Origin of the sequence: Pseudoalteromonas sp. H103, from assembly GCF_001469205.1 — a bacterium.
GTDB classification, from domain to species: Bacteria; Pseudomonadota; Gammaproteobacteria; order Enterobacterales; family Alteromonadaceae; genus Pseudoalteromonas; species Pseudoalteromonas carrageenovora.
On sequence record NZ_LOFG01000016.1, the window covers coordinates 374,401 to 390,176 of the forward strand.

The window sequence follows — 15,776 nt, forward strand, 5'->3', positions numbered from 1 at the left end:
TATTTGGTATTTAGTTAAGGTACAGCCTATGTAGTGAGGTTGCTCATCATAAATGGGTAATAACGTAGAGTAAATGCCAAATATGTGCTTCTCGAAGCTTAAAAATATTTAAATCTAAAAGCTCAAAAAACCCTAATTCCATGAGCTAAGTTATTAATAATTAACTCATGGAAATAAGGTGGTTTTATGCGTGGCCTGCTTCTGGGCTAAGTTGGCTAATATCAAAGCCCAACATAGACACTGCTTTTTCCCAGCGCTTTTCAACAGGTGTATCAAAAATGATCTTTGGATCTGCTTTAATGATCAACCAACTGTTATCTAAAAGCTCTTGCTCAAGTTGTCCTTGCTCCCAGCCCGAATAACCCAGCGTAATAATGAATTGATCAGGTGCGTGAACGGTGGTTAAACTTGCCAGAACATCTTTAGATGTGGTGATCATGATATCGCTGCTAAGCTTTTGACTCGCAGAATATCCAGGTTTTGGAGAGTGCAAAACAAAACCTCGGTCGGTTTTAACCGGCCCACCCGCAAACACACTTACTTGAGCTGCATTTTGCGTTTTGTCGTTATCAATTTCTATTTTATCTAAAAGCTCACCAACAGTAACATTAATAGGTTGGTTTATTACCAAGCCCATAGCCCCATCTTCATTGTGCTCGCAAATATACGTAACGGCACGTTTAAAAAAAGGGTCTTGCATCGACGGCATAGCGATTAAAAAATGATTTTCTAATGATTGCATAGATTTCGCCCTTTAGTTAATGGATATTAGTTGAGCTTTTAGTATGGCATAGTTCTATAAATTGAACATAAAAAGCGCATTAATTGTATGAAATTATTAAATTAATACGCTTTTAAATGGTATTTATTTTGTAAGTTTACGCTCAATGGCATCAAACAAAATACCGGTGATAGAAATATCATACGCGGCTTCAATTTCACGTACACATGTTGGTGCTGTTACATTTATTTCAGTTAATTTATCGCCAATAATATCTAAGCCTACAAATACTAAGCCTTTTTCTTTAAGCGTTGGCGCTATAGCTTGTGCTATTTTTAAATCGGACTCGCTAAGAGGGCGAGCTTCACCTCTACCGCCAGCTGCTAAGTTACCGCGTGTTTCGCCATTTTGAGGAATACGCGCTAAACAATACGGAATGACCTCGCCATCAACAACCAATACGCGCTTGTCGCCTTGTTTGATCTCTGGCACATAATTTTGCACCATCGCAAAGCGGCTGCCGTGTTCGGTTAGCGTTTCGCAAATTACACCAATGTTTGCATCGTCTTCTTTGATACGAAAAATTGATGCGCCACCCATACCATCAAGCGGCTTTAAAATAATGTCTTTATGCTCGGCTAAAAACTCACGAATTTGCTTTTGACTACGTGTTACTAGCGTGTCTGGCGTATGTTCGCTAAACCAAGCTGTAAATAGCTTTTCGTTAGCATCACGAAGACTTTGTGGCTTATTAATGATAAGCGTGCCTTCTTGCTCTGCACGTTCAAGTATATAGGTTGCGTAAATGTATTCAGTATCGAATGGTGGATCTTTACGCATTAAAATAACGTCTAGGTCAGCAAGAGCAATAGTGGCTTTTTCTTCTAGCTCATACCATTTTTCGGTGTTGTTAAATACTTGAGCTTTAGACGCCGTTGCATACGATTTACCTTTACGAAGAGATAGGTCATCCATCTCCATGTAGTAAATTTCGTAGCCGCGCTCTTGCGCTTGCATCATCATTGCAAAACCGGTGTCTTTTTTAATGTTAAATCCGCTAATAGGATCTGAAATAATACCTAACTTAATTGCCATGCGCTGTGCCTTACTATAAATATTAATGTTTATATGAGGGTACTTTTAGTTATTTCAATTAGCTAAATCGCCAAATTGTAACTGTAATGCACTTAAGACCGTTAAAGCGGCGGTTTCCGTTCGTAAAACACGCGGGCCTAAGCGAATATCTACAAAATCCTGTTGTTTAGTTTGCGCCATTTCTTCATCGGTAAAACCGCCTTCTGGGCCTACTAAAAAGCGCACACCATCTTTAGGTACTGTAATGGTTTTAATACTGTGCTCAGCACGAGGGTGCAAAGTCAGTTTTATTGCCTGCGTTTGCTGATCTAGCCACTGTTTTAAATCAACGGGAGGGTGAACAACCGGTACAAAGTTACGCCCAGATTGTTCGGCTGCAGCAATTGCAATTTTTTGCCATTGCTGATGTTTTTTCTCTAAGCGATCGCCACTGAGTTTAACGCCGCAGCGTTGGCTAAAAAGGGGGGTGATTTCAGTTATGCCAAGCTCTACAGATTTTTGAATGGTAAAATCCATCTTATCGCCACGGGATACACATTGCCCTAAATGAATTTTAAGAGGTGATTCTACGTCATGAGGATTTAGCTCAAGTGGCATTACAATCACTGTTTTTTTAGTTACCTCAATTATTTCACTAAGGTACTCGCCACCTTCGCCATTAAAAATAGACACATGCTCGCCTACTTTCATACGCAGTACACGGCCAATGTGCCCAGCAGCGTCATCATCTAAAGTTACAGGGGTGTTTAAGGCAATATCCGATGCCTGATAAATATGAGGAACTCGCATGGTGTGTTACTTACTTATTAGCGAAAAATATATACCGCTATGGTAAGTAAGCACGAAGCTAGGTGCAATTATTTATTTTTATTATGTAGTTCAGCTTGGCAGATAAGCTCTTGTGTACTGTGAGCTATATCGTGATCTGCAATTAAAGGCTCGGTTAGCGTGTCATCGGTAATTCGGCTCAATGTGTATTCTGTATCATCGAGATTTATTAAAAATCGGTTTTCGTTTAATGAATTATAAATTGAGCGCTGTTGATCACTTGCCAGTAAGTAATCGGCGCTATTAAAAAGAACGCCATGAATACTGTGATGATCCGCTAAATAATGGCTAAGTTCAGCAACGCTTATCTCGTTTTCAAGGTCGCAATAACAATAATCTTTAATTTGCTCATCAAACATCATTTTTACTAGCTGGCGTGTATTACTGCCCACAGCTATAAGTTCACAAGGTGTGGTGCTTTTATTATTGTTTTTGTTGTACTGTGCAAACGCACGACTAAATTCGTTATCTATGTCGATTAGCAAATAGTTTGTTACTTGCACTGGCAGGGGCCTCGTTGCATTTAAGCAAAGTGATTACCACCTTTACTTAAATGCATAAGTGCTAGTAAAGGAGGGCGTTAAATAGAAAACATGCTTATAAGTAAATAGCCTATAGCACAAAAAACAGCAAACTCTATACATGCAATCCCAATGTTATCTTGGTGATCAACTTCAAGAGCGGTATCAATATTTGGTAAAGATATAACTTTTATTACATAAGTTAAACAATAAAGTAACAACCACATTACACCGCAATGCATTACCAGTGTAAATATATTTTCTACCATTTTGCCATTTTGGAATGCTGCGCTTGATAAACCAGCATAAACTGCAAGTGCTAAACCAATTGATTTACCAGCGTATCTTATACCTATTGAGGTGTTTTCTAGATTAAAGTTACTTTGTAATGAGGCACCTTGGTTAGCTTTAGCAAAGCGACGCTCACGTATTTTGCTATCAAGGGCAAACATCCCTTGTAGAGTGAAAAAGCTAACAAAAGCAATGAGTAAGTTACTAAACCCTTGAGTGTGAGTCCATGTATATAAGCCAAGCGCAATGATACAGTTAGCTATTAACATGCCTGAATCAACTAAAGCGGCGCATACATTTTGTTTTAATATAGCTGCTTCTTCATTAAATCTGTGCAATATCCATTTTCTGTGGATTAAATGACCAACCTTAATAAATGTAAATAATAAAACAATTAAAATAACTACTTTTAATGGGTTTGACTGTGCGGTACTTACGCTTATTTCGTCAAATAAAAAGGCCATAGTTGCTATAACTACTGATATTTCTGATGCAAAACTAATTCCCATGGCAAAGTTATCGTGCTGTGCTAACTCTTCTTTAAGCGCTTGTTTTGCCTTAAGTTGAGTTACCGTTCGTAAACCAAAAATAGTTATGCAAATAACCGCAAAACTAATGGCAATCGCAATAAAACTAGTGTTAGATAAAGACAAATATGACATGGTGATCCTAATTAAGTTAACCTTTCTAGGTTTTAGTCATTCTAGTACGGTTATTGATGATATAAAAGAGAGGATCGATGAGTAATCTTAAGCAACTTCCTATTCAATTACAAAAACTTGGCTTAGAGCGCTTCGAACAGCTATATCCGCAGCAAAGCGATGAAAGTGAAGTTGTACGATTACTCGCATTGAGCGACTTTGCTTGGCGCTCTTTAGAGTCTCAGCCCGATTTAAAAGATTGGCTTTTGTGCAAAGACGAAATACAAAATAGACATGTCACATCTCCCTTTGATGGCCTAGAGCTTACTAATATAGATGAAGCAAAGTGCAATCAAATTTTACGAAAGTACCGCGAAAAGTACTGGCTTAAAGTTGCATACCTCGATCTTTGTTGCGCTAACCCAATTGCAGATAGCATAAACTACATTAGCCAATTGGCCGATATGCTAATAAATAGTGCTAACCAATGGGCGCATGCACAGGTTGCAAAAGTAAATGGCGAACCCCTTGATGAGCAAAACTATTCAATGCCATTAATGGTATTAGGAATGGGAAAGCTTGGTGGTAAAGAGCTAAATTACTCATCAGATATAGATTTAATTTTTGCTTACCCTCGCAGTACAAAAACACAAGGGGGACGACGAAGCCTAGAAGCTCAAGTGTTTTATACAAAAGTGGCGCAAAAGCTTATTGCAGCGCTTAACCAAGTAACAGGTGATGGGCAAGTATTTAGAGTTGATATGCGATTACGTCCATTTGGTGAAAGCGGCCCTTTAGTTATGAGCTTTAACGCTATTGAGGATTACTACCAAGAGCAAGGGCGCGATTGGGAACGCTACGCCATGTTAAAAGGGCGCTTAATTGGCACACCTAATAAATACTGGGATGAGTTTATTAAGCTGTTAAAGCCGTTTGTTTATCGTCGCTATATTGATTTTTCGGTGATCGAATCACTGCGTAAAATGAAGTTAATGATTGCTCAAGAGGTACGCCGTAAAGGCCTTACTAATAATATTAAACTAGGTGCCGGCGGTATTCGAGAAGTTGAATTTATTGTGCAAGCACTGCAAATGGTTAGAGGTGGGCGAGAAGCTAATTTACAAACGCAATCTCTACTCAAAGCATTAAATGAGCTATCACTTAGCCAAGTTATTGACGAGCAAGAAGCTTTAGAGCTTAAAAGCAATTACCTTTATTTACGTAAAGTTGAGCAGTACCTGCAAATATTTGACGACCAACAAACACAAACCTTACCAGATGATGAGCTAAATCAGCAGCGCTTAAATTTATTATTAGAACAAGAAAACTTCAGCGCTACATTAAGCACGATTGAAAAAGTTATGAAGCAAGTTAATAGCGAATTTTCGCTAGTAATTGGCGAGGAAACCGTACCACTAGATACCTGTGAAGGCGCTTTTATTAGTGCGTGGGATCATGGTGATGTGAGCTTTTTAAAAGACGAAAGAGAAGAGTGGCAAACGCCCCTGAATGACTTTAAATTAAGACTTTCAAAAGTAAATATTGGTAATCGAGGTCGCGAAATTCTTGATAAGTTGATGCCTGTACTGCTAAATCAACTCAATGATTTTAATGCCAGCGCAGCTGCATTTACAATGGTTTGCCAAATATTAAATAAAATAATATCGCGTACAGCCTACCTAGAACTGCTTTACGAAAACCAAGGCGCGTTAAAGCAACTGGTATTATTGTGCTGCCATAGTAAATGGATAGGTGAGCATATTTCTCGATATCCTATTTTGCTAGATGAATTAATCGATCCCGCAGTACTTTATAAACCAACGCCTCTGAGTGCATATAAAGACGAGATAAGACAATATTTTTTACGTATTGAGCATGACGACCTAGAGCTACAAATGGAATCGCTTAGGCAGTTTAAGCAAACTCATCAGCTACGTATTGCAGCTGCCGATGCAACCGGCGTTATTGATGTGATGAAGGTTAGCGATCACCTTACAGCACTTGCTGAGGCGATCGTCGATCAATCAGTAAATATTGCGTGGCACAATACTGTTAGGCGCTTTGGTATGCCCCCCGGTACTGATGACGAGCATAAAGGCTTTGCTGTTATAGCCTACGGAAAAACAGGCGGTTTTGAAGTTGGATATGACTCAGACCTTGATTTGGTGTTTGTACACAACCATGACGGCTCAAGCCAAACGAATGGCGATAAGCCAATAGCCTCTCGCCAATTTTATTTAAAGCTCGCACAGCGCCTAATGCATTTATTTAATACTCGTACTGCATCGGGTATTTTATATGAGCTAGATACGCGTCTACGCCCAGAGGGCGCATCTGGTTTATTAGCTATTAATTTAGAAAGCTTTAATCATTATCAGCAAACGCAAGCATGGACGTGGGAGCATCAAGCACTCGTCCGCGCTCGGCTAATATTAGGTCAAGATGAGTTAGTTGAACGTTTTGCACAAATACGTAAAGAAATATTATGCCAACCACGAGATGCCGACACACTTAAAGCTGATGTAATTAAAATGCGCGAAAAAATGCGTGAACACTTAGCGAAAGGAAACACACAGCAGTTTGATTTAAAACAAGATGTTGGTGGTATGGCAGATATTGAGTTTATAACCCAATATTTAGTACTTAAACACGCTAATGAATTTGAGAATCTAACAGTTTACTCAGACAACGTTAGAATTTTAAGTGATGCCGCTAAGCTTGGCTGTATTAGCAAAGAGCAAAAGCAGCAGCTAATTCAAGCCTATATTGATTATCGCTCACGCTACCATGTGTTGAGTTTAGATCAGCAGGGGCGTTTAGTTTTGAGGGAGCAGTTTGAGCAAGATATTATTAATATTACGCAAATTTGGAATAGCGTATTTGAGCTAGGTTAAAGTAAATTGCTAAAGTTTTATAATACAGGCAGTTAAACTTTTAGTTTTAAGCAGTTACTTCGGACAAATTCAGAAGGGAGCTCGGTAATAACCGCAGCTCTTTGCTTGTAGCAAAAGTAAGTATAAACCTCGTATTCAAAATCATCATTAATTGCTCTGCCTACTTGGTACAGCGCCGATGTGAAGTTACTATCTACCCTAAAGTGATCCTTTACCACGTAATCTTTACTTAAGTACCAATACAGTTCAACCCCTTCAGTTTTTGCATATTCTTTAAGTACATCTTTAAGTGTTGAGCCATTTTCAAAACGCCTTGGTTCAACCTTTCCAGACCAACTAGCCGGCATAGGATCAACAATACGTGCACGCTCAGCAAGTACTCTATCAAGGCTTTGTTGAGGGGTTTTAAGCTGTAAAACAAACTGATCACGCTCTTTATTACTTTTTACTTGATTGCGAATAGATGAATAAAAGCGAGATAACCCTTCGGCAGCAGCATTTTTAGATTGTTTTATATCAAGTACCGGGCCATCGCCGAGTAAAAAATACCCCGCAAGTGCAACTAGTACCACAGCAAATGATAAATGTTTAATCCAAAACCACATTATAACTACTCACTTTATTTATGACTTTATCACGCTCTAATGTAGAGGCTTACTTTTCAAAGTTCAGGTTACCTATATTGTTATACCACTACTTTTTATAAAATGAAGGGGTATTTTTATCAGGCCTTGTTTTAAAACGTCGATGAAGCCACATGTACTGAGCTGGTGCAGTATTAATAGCTTGCTCTACGCGCTGGTTAACGCGTGTTACATCAGCTTTATCATCACCGCTTGGGAAGTTTTCAAGCTCAGGAATAATCTCTAAATGGTATTTTCCATTATCATCTCTGTGGCTTATTAAGCTCATTGTTTCGCAATTTTTGCTACCAGCAAACATCAGCGTCCCGGTGGTGGTTGCTGTGTCGGGTACGGCGTAAAAAGGCACAAACTCGCAGCGGTTACGGCCGTAGTCTTGATCTGGTAAGTAATAACATACTTTTTTGTTTTTTAAAGATTTCAACAAGCCTTTAACGTCTTTTCGGCCAATCAGGTATTCGTTAGAGCGAAGACGGCCATTAGTTGTAAAATATTCCATTAGAGGGTTGTTATGCGGGCGATAAAAGCCAAGCCCTTGGCACTTTAACCCCATCACGCGACTGGTCATTTCAAGGTGTAAAAAGTGAGGAACAAGCAATAAAACACCTTTGCCAGAAGCTTGTACGCGCTCAAAATGTTCAAGCCCTTTAATTGAGCCATAGACATTTTTTACACGCCACTGCGGCCACCACCATGCCATGCCTGTTTCTACCATGGCGATACCGGTGTTTTCCATATTTTTTAACACTAATTTTTTTTGTTCGGCTTCACTCATATCAGGAAAGCAAAGCTTAATGTTTACCTCCGCTATATGGCGGCGACGCTTCATAAATTTATGGACTAAGCGCCCTAGTAATTTACCTAATCCGAGTTGAAGTTTTTGTGGTAACCAAGAGATCACGTATAAAAATAAAACGCCTATCCATGTTAGCCAATAGCGAGGGCCTAAAAATGATATTTTAAAAGGAGATGAGGTGACCACAAAAAAATCTCTAAAAATAAAAACGCTAGTTTAACGCTAAGCGTAATAAAATACAAAAAGCCAGCAGGTGCTGGCTTTGTAACGAATTAAGTAAGATTAAGTACTAAATTAAACCGATTTTAAACCTTGGTTTATGGCGACTAAATCTTCACTTGTAAGCGTACCTGCTGCTTGTTTTAAACGCAGAGTAGAAAGTACGTAGCGGTAACGCACATCAGCTAGGTTACGTTTAGCATCGTATAAGTTTTGTGTGCTAACAAGTACGTCAACAATAGTACGAGTACCTACTTCAAAACCAGCTTCAGTTGCTTTAAGTGCACTTTGTGCCGATACAACAGCTTGTTCAAGTGCTTTGTATGTTGCAATATCTGAAACAACTTGGTTGTAAGAAGTAATGACAGTACGTGTAACTGCACGGTAGTTTGTTTCGTAATCTTGGCTTGCACCTACATAAAAAGCACGGGCTTGTTTAGTTGCTGCAACCGTTGCGCCACCTGAATATAAAGGCACGCTAAAGTTAAGTGCTACAGAGCTTGAATCTGATCGAGGTTGCTCGTCAAAGTTAGCCCCATTTACTTCAGTATCAGTGAGTGAATCACCGTAGCTTGCACTAAGTGTTAACTTTGGATAATGACCCGCTTTAGCAAGTACAATTTGATCTTTTGCTATATCAACTGTGACTTTAGCCACTTGTAAGTTAATATTATTTTCTTCAGCTATTTTTACAAAATCACTAGATTGTTTAGCTGGCTTAGTCGTTGAAAACGTTTCAGTGTTTAAAAAATCTAACTTAGCATGGTATTTACCAGTGATTTCACGAAGCTCTTCACGTGCGGTCTCTACAGCATTACTTGCAATGATCTCTTGCGCTACTGAGTTATCAAACTGTGCTTGCGCTTCATGTACATCGGTAATTGCTGTTAAACCTACCGCGTAACGTTGCTTGGTCTGTTCAAGCTGACGTTCAATGGCGCGTTTTTCTGCTTGAACAAATTCAAGGTTATCAATTGCGCTTAATACGTTAAAATAGCCTTCAGCAACGCGTACAATTAAGTTTTGCTTAGCTGCATCGTACTGACCATTTGCTTGAAGTGCTTGTTTTTCTGCAATGTCTAACGTGTTCCATGCACCTAAATCAAACAGAGTTTGGCTTAAGCTAACGCCTCGGCTGAAATCATCTGTTTCAGACTCAACTTTAACTTGATTAGATAAGTCGCCAATACTTTGAAAAGACGTTGAGTCACTTTTTGTATAGCTCGCAGTTAAACCAATTTGAGGTAGCAATGCACTCATTGCCAAGTCGCTTTGATAAGATTGTGCATCGGCTTGGGCTTTTGCTTTTAAAACAGTAGGATCGTTTGCTGTAGCAATCTCAAAAACTTGTAGTAAATCTTCCGCGTTGGCTGCTGTAGCGCCTAATGCGCATGATAAACTAACCAGCGCCGCAAGGATGTTCTTTTTCATGTTAGGTTCAGTCCTTAGACAATTTTTGTACTAAAAGCATGTTAACCTGTTTTACTTCATAACTAAAAAAAAAATTAGTAAAACAGTATGTTCAAGTGTAACAGAATATATTAACGCATTTTAACCGTTTAGATAAGCAGGAAGTAAAAGCATGACGAGTAAAAACTTGGTAAAATTCACTCATAAAGACGTTAGTGTTAAGCCAGTTAAAAGCCTTTATAAGGGTTTTTTTCAGGTCGATTTATACCAATTTGAGCATGCGCTATTTGCAGGTGGAACATCTAACGTTATTAGCCGCGAAATATTAGAACGTGGCGATGCCATTGCAGTACTTCCGTACGATCCGGTATCAGATACTGTGCTTTTAATTGAGCAAATACGTATAGGTGCAATTAAGAGCAAACACTCACCGTGGCTGCTAGAATGTATAGCTGGCATGACCGATGGCAGCACGGATTACGAGTCGGTAGTAAAAAAAGAAGCATTTGAAGAAGCGGGGCTTGAGTTAAACGAACTTGAGTTTATGTTGTCGTACTTATCTAGCCCAGGTGGTACTACAGAGCGCTTACATTTGTATTTAGCACGTGCCGATTTAAGCCAAGTGCAAACAGGTGTCTATGGCCTTGAAAGCGAAGGCGAAGATATCAAAACTCACGTTTTAAGTGTTGATGATGCGCTTACGCGCCTCAATAATGGTGAGATGGACAATGCTGCAACAGTTATATGTATGCAGTGGCTTGCGCTTAATCGCGATAAAATGGCCAAAAAGTGGGCATAACTTTAATTTAACCTGATATAGGGTTAACAACATAATGGCGGTACTTTGACAGCACTATTAGCAACAAAGCGATATATTCAAAGCCTCCCAAAGTATTTAACACTTTGCGAGCATAACTACCTGCGACTATTAAAGTTGTTACCAAGCGAGCGGGATATTGGAAGCACCCGCGAAATTAAATTAGGTAACAGCGAGTTTGTTATTAAAGTAGACGATAGCGCAAAGTACACTACGGATATTTCAATCAAACAGCTAACAGGGATGGTTAAAGGCATTGCTCCACTTTATTTAACGCTAAGGTTGTATCAGGATGCTAAAGTGGCTGAAATTATTCATCACGATTACCATCAGCGTATAAAACCTTCTTACGGTTACCCTAACCCTAAAATGCATCAAAAAGATGAAAAATATCAGCTTAATGCTTTTTTATATGACTGGTTAGTAGCCTGTGTTGAACGCGGGCAAGCAACTTTAAACTGGGATGTAAATAATGGCTTGGTTTGATGAGGCATATAGTTTTGATAAATCATCTTTAAACATAGCTCATATTACCGACAGTCACCTATTTGCAGATAAAAGTGGTGAGTATTTTAATGTAAATACAGCAAAACACTTTGAAAAGTCACTAGCGCACATAGCAAAGCATAAGCCCGACTGTGTTATTTTTGGGGGGGATTTAACACAAGATCATAGCTTTGAATCGTACTTATTATTTAGCAATCTTATAAATCAAAGCGTGCTTACTTGCCCAGTATTTTGGGTACCGGGTAATCATGACGAGTTGGCAATGCTAAATCGTATTAGTGGCGCTCAAATAAGTGCAGCTAAACGCATTACAGCCAATGGGTTTGATTTATTACTTATAAACTCTAAAGGTCCAACGCCTGCTGGTTGGGTTACAAGTAATCATTTAGATGAAATAACACAATGTTTAGTGAGCTCTAGTAAAAGCAATGTCATGTTTTGCCATCATAATCCGTTACCTATTAATGGCTACCTTGATAAACACATGTTAGAAAATGGCCCCCAGCTATTAAATATTTTAGTTAATAGTAATAACGTCGCTGCTCTTTTTCATGGCCATGTACACAACGAGTATACGCAAAGTTTTAGGGAATTAGCGGTATATGCAACGCCAGCAAGCTCTGTGCAGTTTGTAAAAAACACAGCAAATTGGCAGCAAAAAAATACAGGGCCCGCATACAGAATGTTAAACATTAGCAGCGTTCAAGGTGAGTTAAATGTTAAAACGGACGTGGTATGGCTAAGCGAGTAATCTATATTCACGGTTTTAATAGCTCACAAAAATCATATAAAGCTGTGAGGTTTGGCGAGCTTATGGCAAACTATGACGTTGATTATTGTGTGCCGTGCTTAAACCACGAGCCCTTACGAGCCATCATTGAGCTTGAGCAATTACTAACGCCTAATACCGTTTTATTAGGTAGCTCGTTAGGTGGTTTTTTTGCCACGTATTTATCGCAGCGTTATCAAATTCCTGCAGTGGTTATTAATCCCGCGGTCGCACCCTATAATTTATTGCAGTCGTTACTTGGGCCTAACTATAATCCGTATCAAGATTATCATTATGAGCTAAATAACAGCCATATAGAGGCGCTAAAACTACTGACTGTAGATAAGCTAACGCACCCTGAACTACTGTATTTGTTACAGCAAACAGGCGATGAAGTGTTGAACTATCAACACGCAGTAAAATATTATTCGCAATGCAAGCAATGGATAGAATTTGGTGGCGATCATAGCTACGTTGAGTTTGAACGCACCTTTGCAAGTATTGTAGATTTTCTAAAAATCACGTAAAACTAGTTAACTTAGCGCACATAAAAATAAAACTAGTAAAACAAATTAAAGCCTTAGCGGATATAAAGATAAAAACTATGAGCGAGCAAAACTATAACGCCGAAGCCATTGAAGTCCTCAATGGATTAGACCCGGTAAAAAGACGCCCAGGGATGTACACCGACACCGTACGCCCAAATCATTTAGGCCAAGAGGTCATCGATAACAGTGTCGATGAAGCCATGGCTGGCCATGCCACTAAAATTGACGTGATTTTACATGAAGATAACTCACTTGAAGTAAGTGATGATGGCCGTGGTATGCCTATTGATATTCACCCAGAAGAAGGTATTCCTGGGGTTGAGCTTATTTTTACTAAACTGCACGCTGGTGGTAAGTTTTCAAATAAAAACTATCAATTTTCAGGTGGTTTACACGGGGTAGGTATTTCTGTTGTAAATGCGCTTTCTACCCGTGTCGAAGTCATTGTAAGGCGTGACGCCCAGCAATATAAAATGGCGTTTGAAAATGGCGACAAAGTAGAAAACCTCAACGTAATTGGTACTGTTGGTAAACGCAATACAGGTACTACCGTTCGTTTTTGGCCCGATGCCAGCTATTTTGACTCAGCAAACTTTTCTATTTCAAAGCTTAATCACTTATTAAAAGCCAAAGCGGTTTTGTGCCCAGGCCTGCGTATTAAGTTTACAAACAAACAAACCAAAGAAAGCCAAGAGTGGTACTACGAAACCGGTTTAAAAGATTACTTAATAGAAGCTGTTAAAGGCTACGAAATATTACCACAAGACCCATTTGTCGGTGAGTTTTCAAGTTCTATTGAAGGCGCGGATTGGGCTGTTGTTTGGCTTCCTGAAGGTGGCGAGTCGATTGCCGAGAGTTACGTAAACTTAATTCCTACCGCGCAAGGTGGTACACATGTAAATGGTTTACGCCAAGGCTTGCTGGAAGCCATGCGTGAGTTTTGTGAATTTAGAAACTTATTACCGCGAGGCGTAAAACTTACCCCAGATGATATTTGGGAGCGCTGTAGTTATGTTTTATCGGTAAAAATGCAAGATCCACAATTTGCAGGCCAAACTAAAGAAAAGCTTTCATCGCGCTCATGTGCAGCGTTTGTGTCGGGTGTAGTAAAAGATTCGTTTAGCTTGTGGTTAAACGAGCATACTGACACCGCAGAGCTATTATCTGAATTATGTATTTCTAATGCACAGCGCAGATTACGTGCGGCTAAAAAAGTTGTTCGTAAGCGTGTTACTGCAGGCCCCGCTTTACCTGGCAAATTAACCGATTGTAGCGCTGCAGATAACGACAGAACAGAGCTGTTTTTAGTAGAGGGTGACTCTGCAGGTGGTTCTGCAAAGCAAGCTCGCGATCGTGAGTTTCAGGCCATTATGCCGCTGCGTGGTAAAATTTTAAATACGTGGGAAGTTGAGTCTGGGCAAATTCTTGCGTCTCAAGAAGTGCACGATATTTCAGTAGCACTAGGCATAGACCCAGATTCAAGCGACTTATCAGGGCTTCGCTACAACAAAATTTGTATACTAGCCGATGCTGACTCGGATGGATTACACATTGCGACATTGCTATGCGCTTTATTTGTTCGCCATTTTCCACAGCTGGTTAAAACAGGGCATGTGTATGTTGCTATGCCGCCGCTATTTAGAATCGATATTGGCAAAGAAGTATATTATGCCCTCGATGAAGATGAAAAAACCGGTATTTTGGCACGCATAGAAGCCGAGAAAAAACGCGGCAAAGTAAATGTACAGCGATTTAAAGGATTGGGTGAAATGAACCCACTGCAACTTCGTGAAACGACGATGGATCCAAATACGCGCCGTTTAGTACAGCTAACTTTAGATGAAGAAGAGCAAACCATGGAAATGATGGATATGCTACTTGCTAAAAAACGATCGCCAGATCGTCGTCAATGGTTAGAAGATCATGGTAACAAAGCACAGGTATAAAGTGCTTTGTATAACACTAGGAGAAGCAAATGAATAAATTACTAGGAAGTTTGCTGTTATTGGGGATAACAAGCGCCCCTGCAATGGCGAAAAACATACTTGATAAACTCACCGTTGCACCAGGGTTTGAAGTAAGCTTATTTGCAGATGATGTTGAAAATGCTCGCCAAATTGCGGTATCAAAAAAAGGCATTGTTTACGCAGGCTCGCGTAAAGCAGGTAAAGTATATGCGCTTATCGATCATAATAGTGATGGCGTAGCGGATAAAAAAATTGTTATTGCTGAGGGTTTAAATATGCCCTCAGGGCTGGCTATTAAAGATGGCGATTTATACGTAGGCGAAGTGCATCGTATTATTCGCTTTAAAAATATAGACACTCAATTAAAAGATCCTAAATTTGATGTGATCTACAACGCATTACCATCAGAGCGCCACCACGGCTGGAAGTTTTTACGTTTTACACCAACAGGCGAATTACTTATTCCTGTAGGTGTGCCGTGTAATATTTGCGCCGAAGACGAGCGCTACGGTCGTATTTTTTCACTTAATGTAGAAACCAAGCAAATTAAAACAATTGCGCAGGGCGTGCGAAATACCGTTGGTTTTGATTTTCACCCAAGCACACAGGCTTTGTGGTTTAGTGATAATGGTCGTGACATGATGGGCGATGACATCCCACCAGATGAAATAAACCGTGTAAGTAAAGAAGGTGAGCACTTTGGTTTTCCTTATGTTCACGCCGGCGCAATTATTGACCCTGAGTTTGGTAAAGGTAAAAACATTGCAGATTATACCTCTCCGGCACTTGCGCTTGCTGCACATGTTGCACCTTTAGGCATTCATTTTTATAACGGTAAACAATTTCCCGCGAATTATAAGCAGCAGTTATTTGTTGCAGAGCATGGTTCGTGGAACCGTTCTAAAAAATCAGGTTATAAAGTAGCGTTAGCTACCATTGAGCAAGGTCGAGTCACAAAATATACGCCGTTTATTACAGGCTTTATGAAAGACGAAGCCACATTTGGACGCCCTGTTGCATTTGCAGAATTAGGTGACGGCAGTCTGTTGGTAAGCGATGATTACGCCAATGTGATCTACCGTGTAAGCTATAAGAAAAACTAGGTAAGCTT

At 39.6% G+C, this 15,776-nt stretch carries 15 protein-coding genes; 7 read left to right on the plus strand and 8 right to left on the minus strand.

Annotated elements, in window-relative coordinates; genetic code table 11:
* Positions 1-184 precede the first annotated feature (184 nt).
* The 5 genes from ATS74_RS13860 to ATS74_RS13880 all read right to left on the minus strand — a co-directional run bounded on the left by ATS74_RS13860 (position 185) and on the right by ATS74_RS13880 (position 4,118).
* Positions 185-742, minus strand: a complete 558-nt coding sequence (locus ATS74_RS13860; protein WP_058549467.1) for a YqgE/AlgH family protein — start codon at positions 740-742, stop codon at positions 185-187.
* A gap of 123 nt (positions 743-865) precedes the next feature.
* Positions 866-1,816, minus strand: coding sequence for a glutathione synthase (gene gshB, locus ATS74_RS13865; protein ID WP_058549468.1), 951 nt, complete (start codon positions 1,814-1,816; stop codon positions 866-868).
* 54 nt (positions 1,817-1,870) lie between these two features.
* Complete coding sequence (gene rsmE, locus ATS74_RS13870) at positions 1,871-2,605, minus strand: 16S rRNA (uracil(1498)-N(3))-methyltransferase (protein WP_058549469.1); 735 nt, start codon at positions 2,603-2,605, stop codon at positions 1,871-1,873.
* A gap of 68 nt (positions 2,606-2,673) precedes the next feature.
* Positions 2,674-3,153, minus strand: coding sequence for a hypothetical protein (locus ATS74_RS13875; protein ID WP_058549470.1), 480 nt, complete (start codon positions 3,151-3,153; stop codon positions 2,674-2,676).
* A gap of 71 nt (positions 3,154-3,224) precedes the next feature.
* Positions 3,225-4,118, minus strand: a complete 894-nt coding sequence (locus ATS74_RS13880; protein ID WP_058549471.1) for a DUF350 domain-containing protein — start codon at positions 4,116-4,118, stop codon at positions 3,225-3,227.
* A gap of 77 nt (positions 4,119-4,195) precedes the next feature.
* On the opposite strand from ATS74_RS13880, the gene glnE reads away from it, so the two are divergent.
* On the plus strand, positions 4,196-6,991 hold the full coding sequence (gene glnE / locus ATS74_RS13885) for a bifunctional [glutamate--ammonia ligase]-adenylyl-L-tyrosine phosphorylase/[glutamate--ammonia-ligase] adenylyltransferase (protein WP_058549472.1): 2,796 nt from the start codon (positions 4,196-4,198) through the stop codon (positions 6,989-6,991).
* Between the two features lie 32 nt (positions 6,992-7,023).
* Here glnE and ATS74_RS13890 read toward each other — a convergent pair whose 3' ends face one another.
* From ATS74_RS13890 to tolC, 3 genes are all read right to left on the minus strand, one after another.
* Entirely contained in the window at positions 7,024-7,596 is a 573-nt protein-coding gene (locus ATS74_RS13890; protein ID WP_058549473.1) for a toxin co-regulated pilus biosynthesis Q family protein, read from the minus strand.
* Positions 7,597-7,684: 88 nt separating this feature from the next.
* The gene (lpxL, locus tag ATS74_RS13895; RefSeq protein WP_058549474.1) at positions 7,685-8,614 is read right to left on the minus strand and encodes an LpxL/LpxP family Kdo(2)-lipid IV(A) lauroyl/palmitoleoyl acyltransferase; all 930 of its coding nucleotides are present in this window, start codon (positions 8,612-8,614) and stop codon (positions 7,685-7,687) included.
* A 108-nt stretch (positions 8,615-8,722) separates the two neighbouring features.
* Positions 8,723-10,078 (minus strand): outer membrane channel protein TolC, encoded by a 1,356-nt coding sequence (gene tolC, locus ATS74_RS13900; RefSeq protein ID WP_058549475.1) that lies wholly within the window; start codon positions 10,076-10,078, stop codon positions 8,723-8,725.
* A 151-nt stretch (positions 10,079-10,229) separates the two neighbouring features.
* On the opposite strand from tolC, the gene ATS74_RS13905 reads away from it, so the two are divergent.
* The 6 genes from ATS74_RS13905 to ATS74_RS13930 all read left to right on the plus strand — a co-directional run bounded on the left by ATS74_RS13905 (position 10,230) and on the right by ATS74_RS13930 (position 15,768).
* Positions 10,230-10,856 (plus strand): NUDIX domain-containing protein, encoded by a 627-nt coding sequence (locus ATS74_RS13905; RefSeq protein ID WP_058549476.1) that lies wholly within the window; start codon positions 10,230-10,232, stop codon positions 10,854-10,856.
* Positions 10,857-10,901: 45 nt separating this feature from the next.
* Complete coding sequence (locus ATS74_RS13910; protein WP_058549477.1) at positions 10,902-11,360, plus strand: DUF1249 domain-containing protein; 459 nt, start codon at positions 10,902-10,904, stop codon at positions 11,358-11,360.
* A complete protein-coding gene (locus tag ATS74_RS13915; protein ID WP_058549478.1) occupies positions 11,347-12,132 on the plus strand; it encodes a metallophosphoesterase in 786 nt (261 codons plus the stop codon). The genes ATS74_RS13910 and ATS74_RS13915 overlap by 14 nt, the downstream gene beginning before the upstream one ends.
* Positions 12,117-12,677, plus strand: a complete 561-nt coding sequence (locus tag ATS74_RS13920) for a YqiA/YcfP family alpha/beta fold hydrolase (RefSeq protein WP_058549479.1) — start codon at positions 12,117-12,119, stop codon at positions 12,675-12,677. Before ATS74_RS13915 ends, ATS74_RS13920 begins: the two co-directional genes overlap by 16 nt.
* Before the next feature lie 77 nt (positions 12,678-12,754).
* Positions 12,755-14,644, plus strand: coding sequence for a DNA topoisomerase IV subunit B (parE, locus tag ATS74_RS13925; RefSeq protein ID WP_058549480.1), 1,890 nt, complete (start codon positions 12,755-12,757; stop codon positions 14,642-14,644).
* A gap of 29 nt (positions 14,645-14,673) precedes the next feature.
* Entirely contained in the window at positions 14,674-15,768 is a 1,095-nt protein-coding gene (locus ATS74_RS13930; protein ID WP_058549481.1) for a PQQ-dependent sugar dehydrogenase, read from the plus strand.
* Positions 15,769-15,776: the final 8 nt, after the last annotated feature.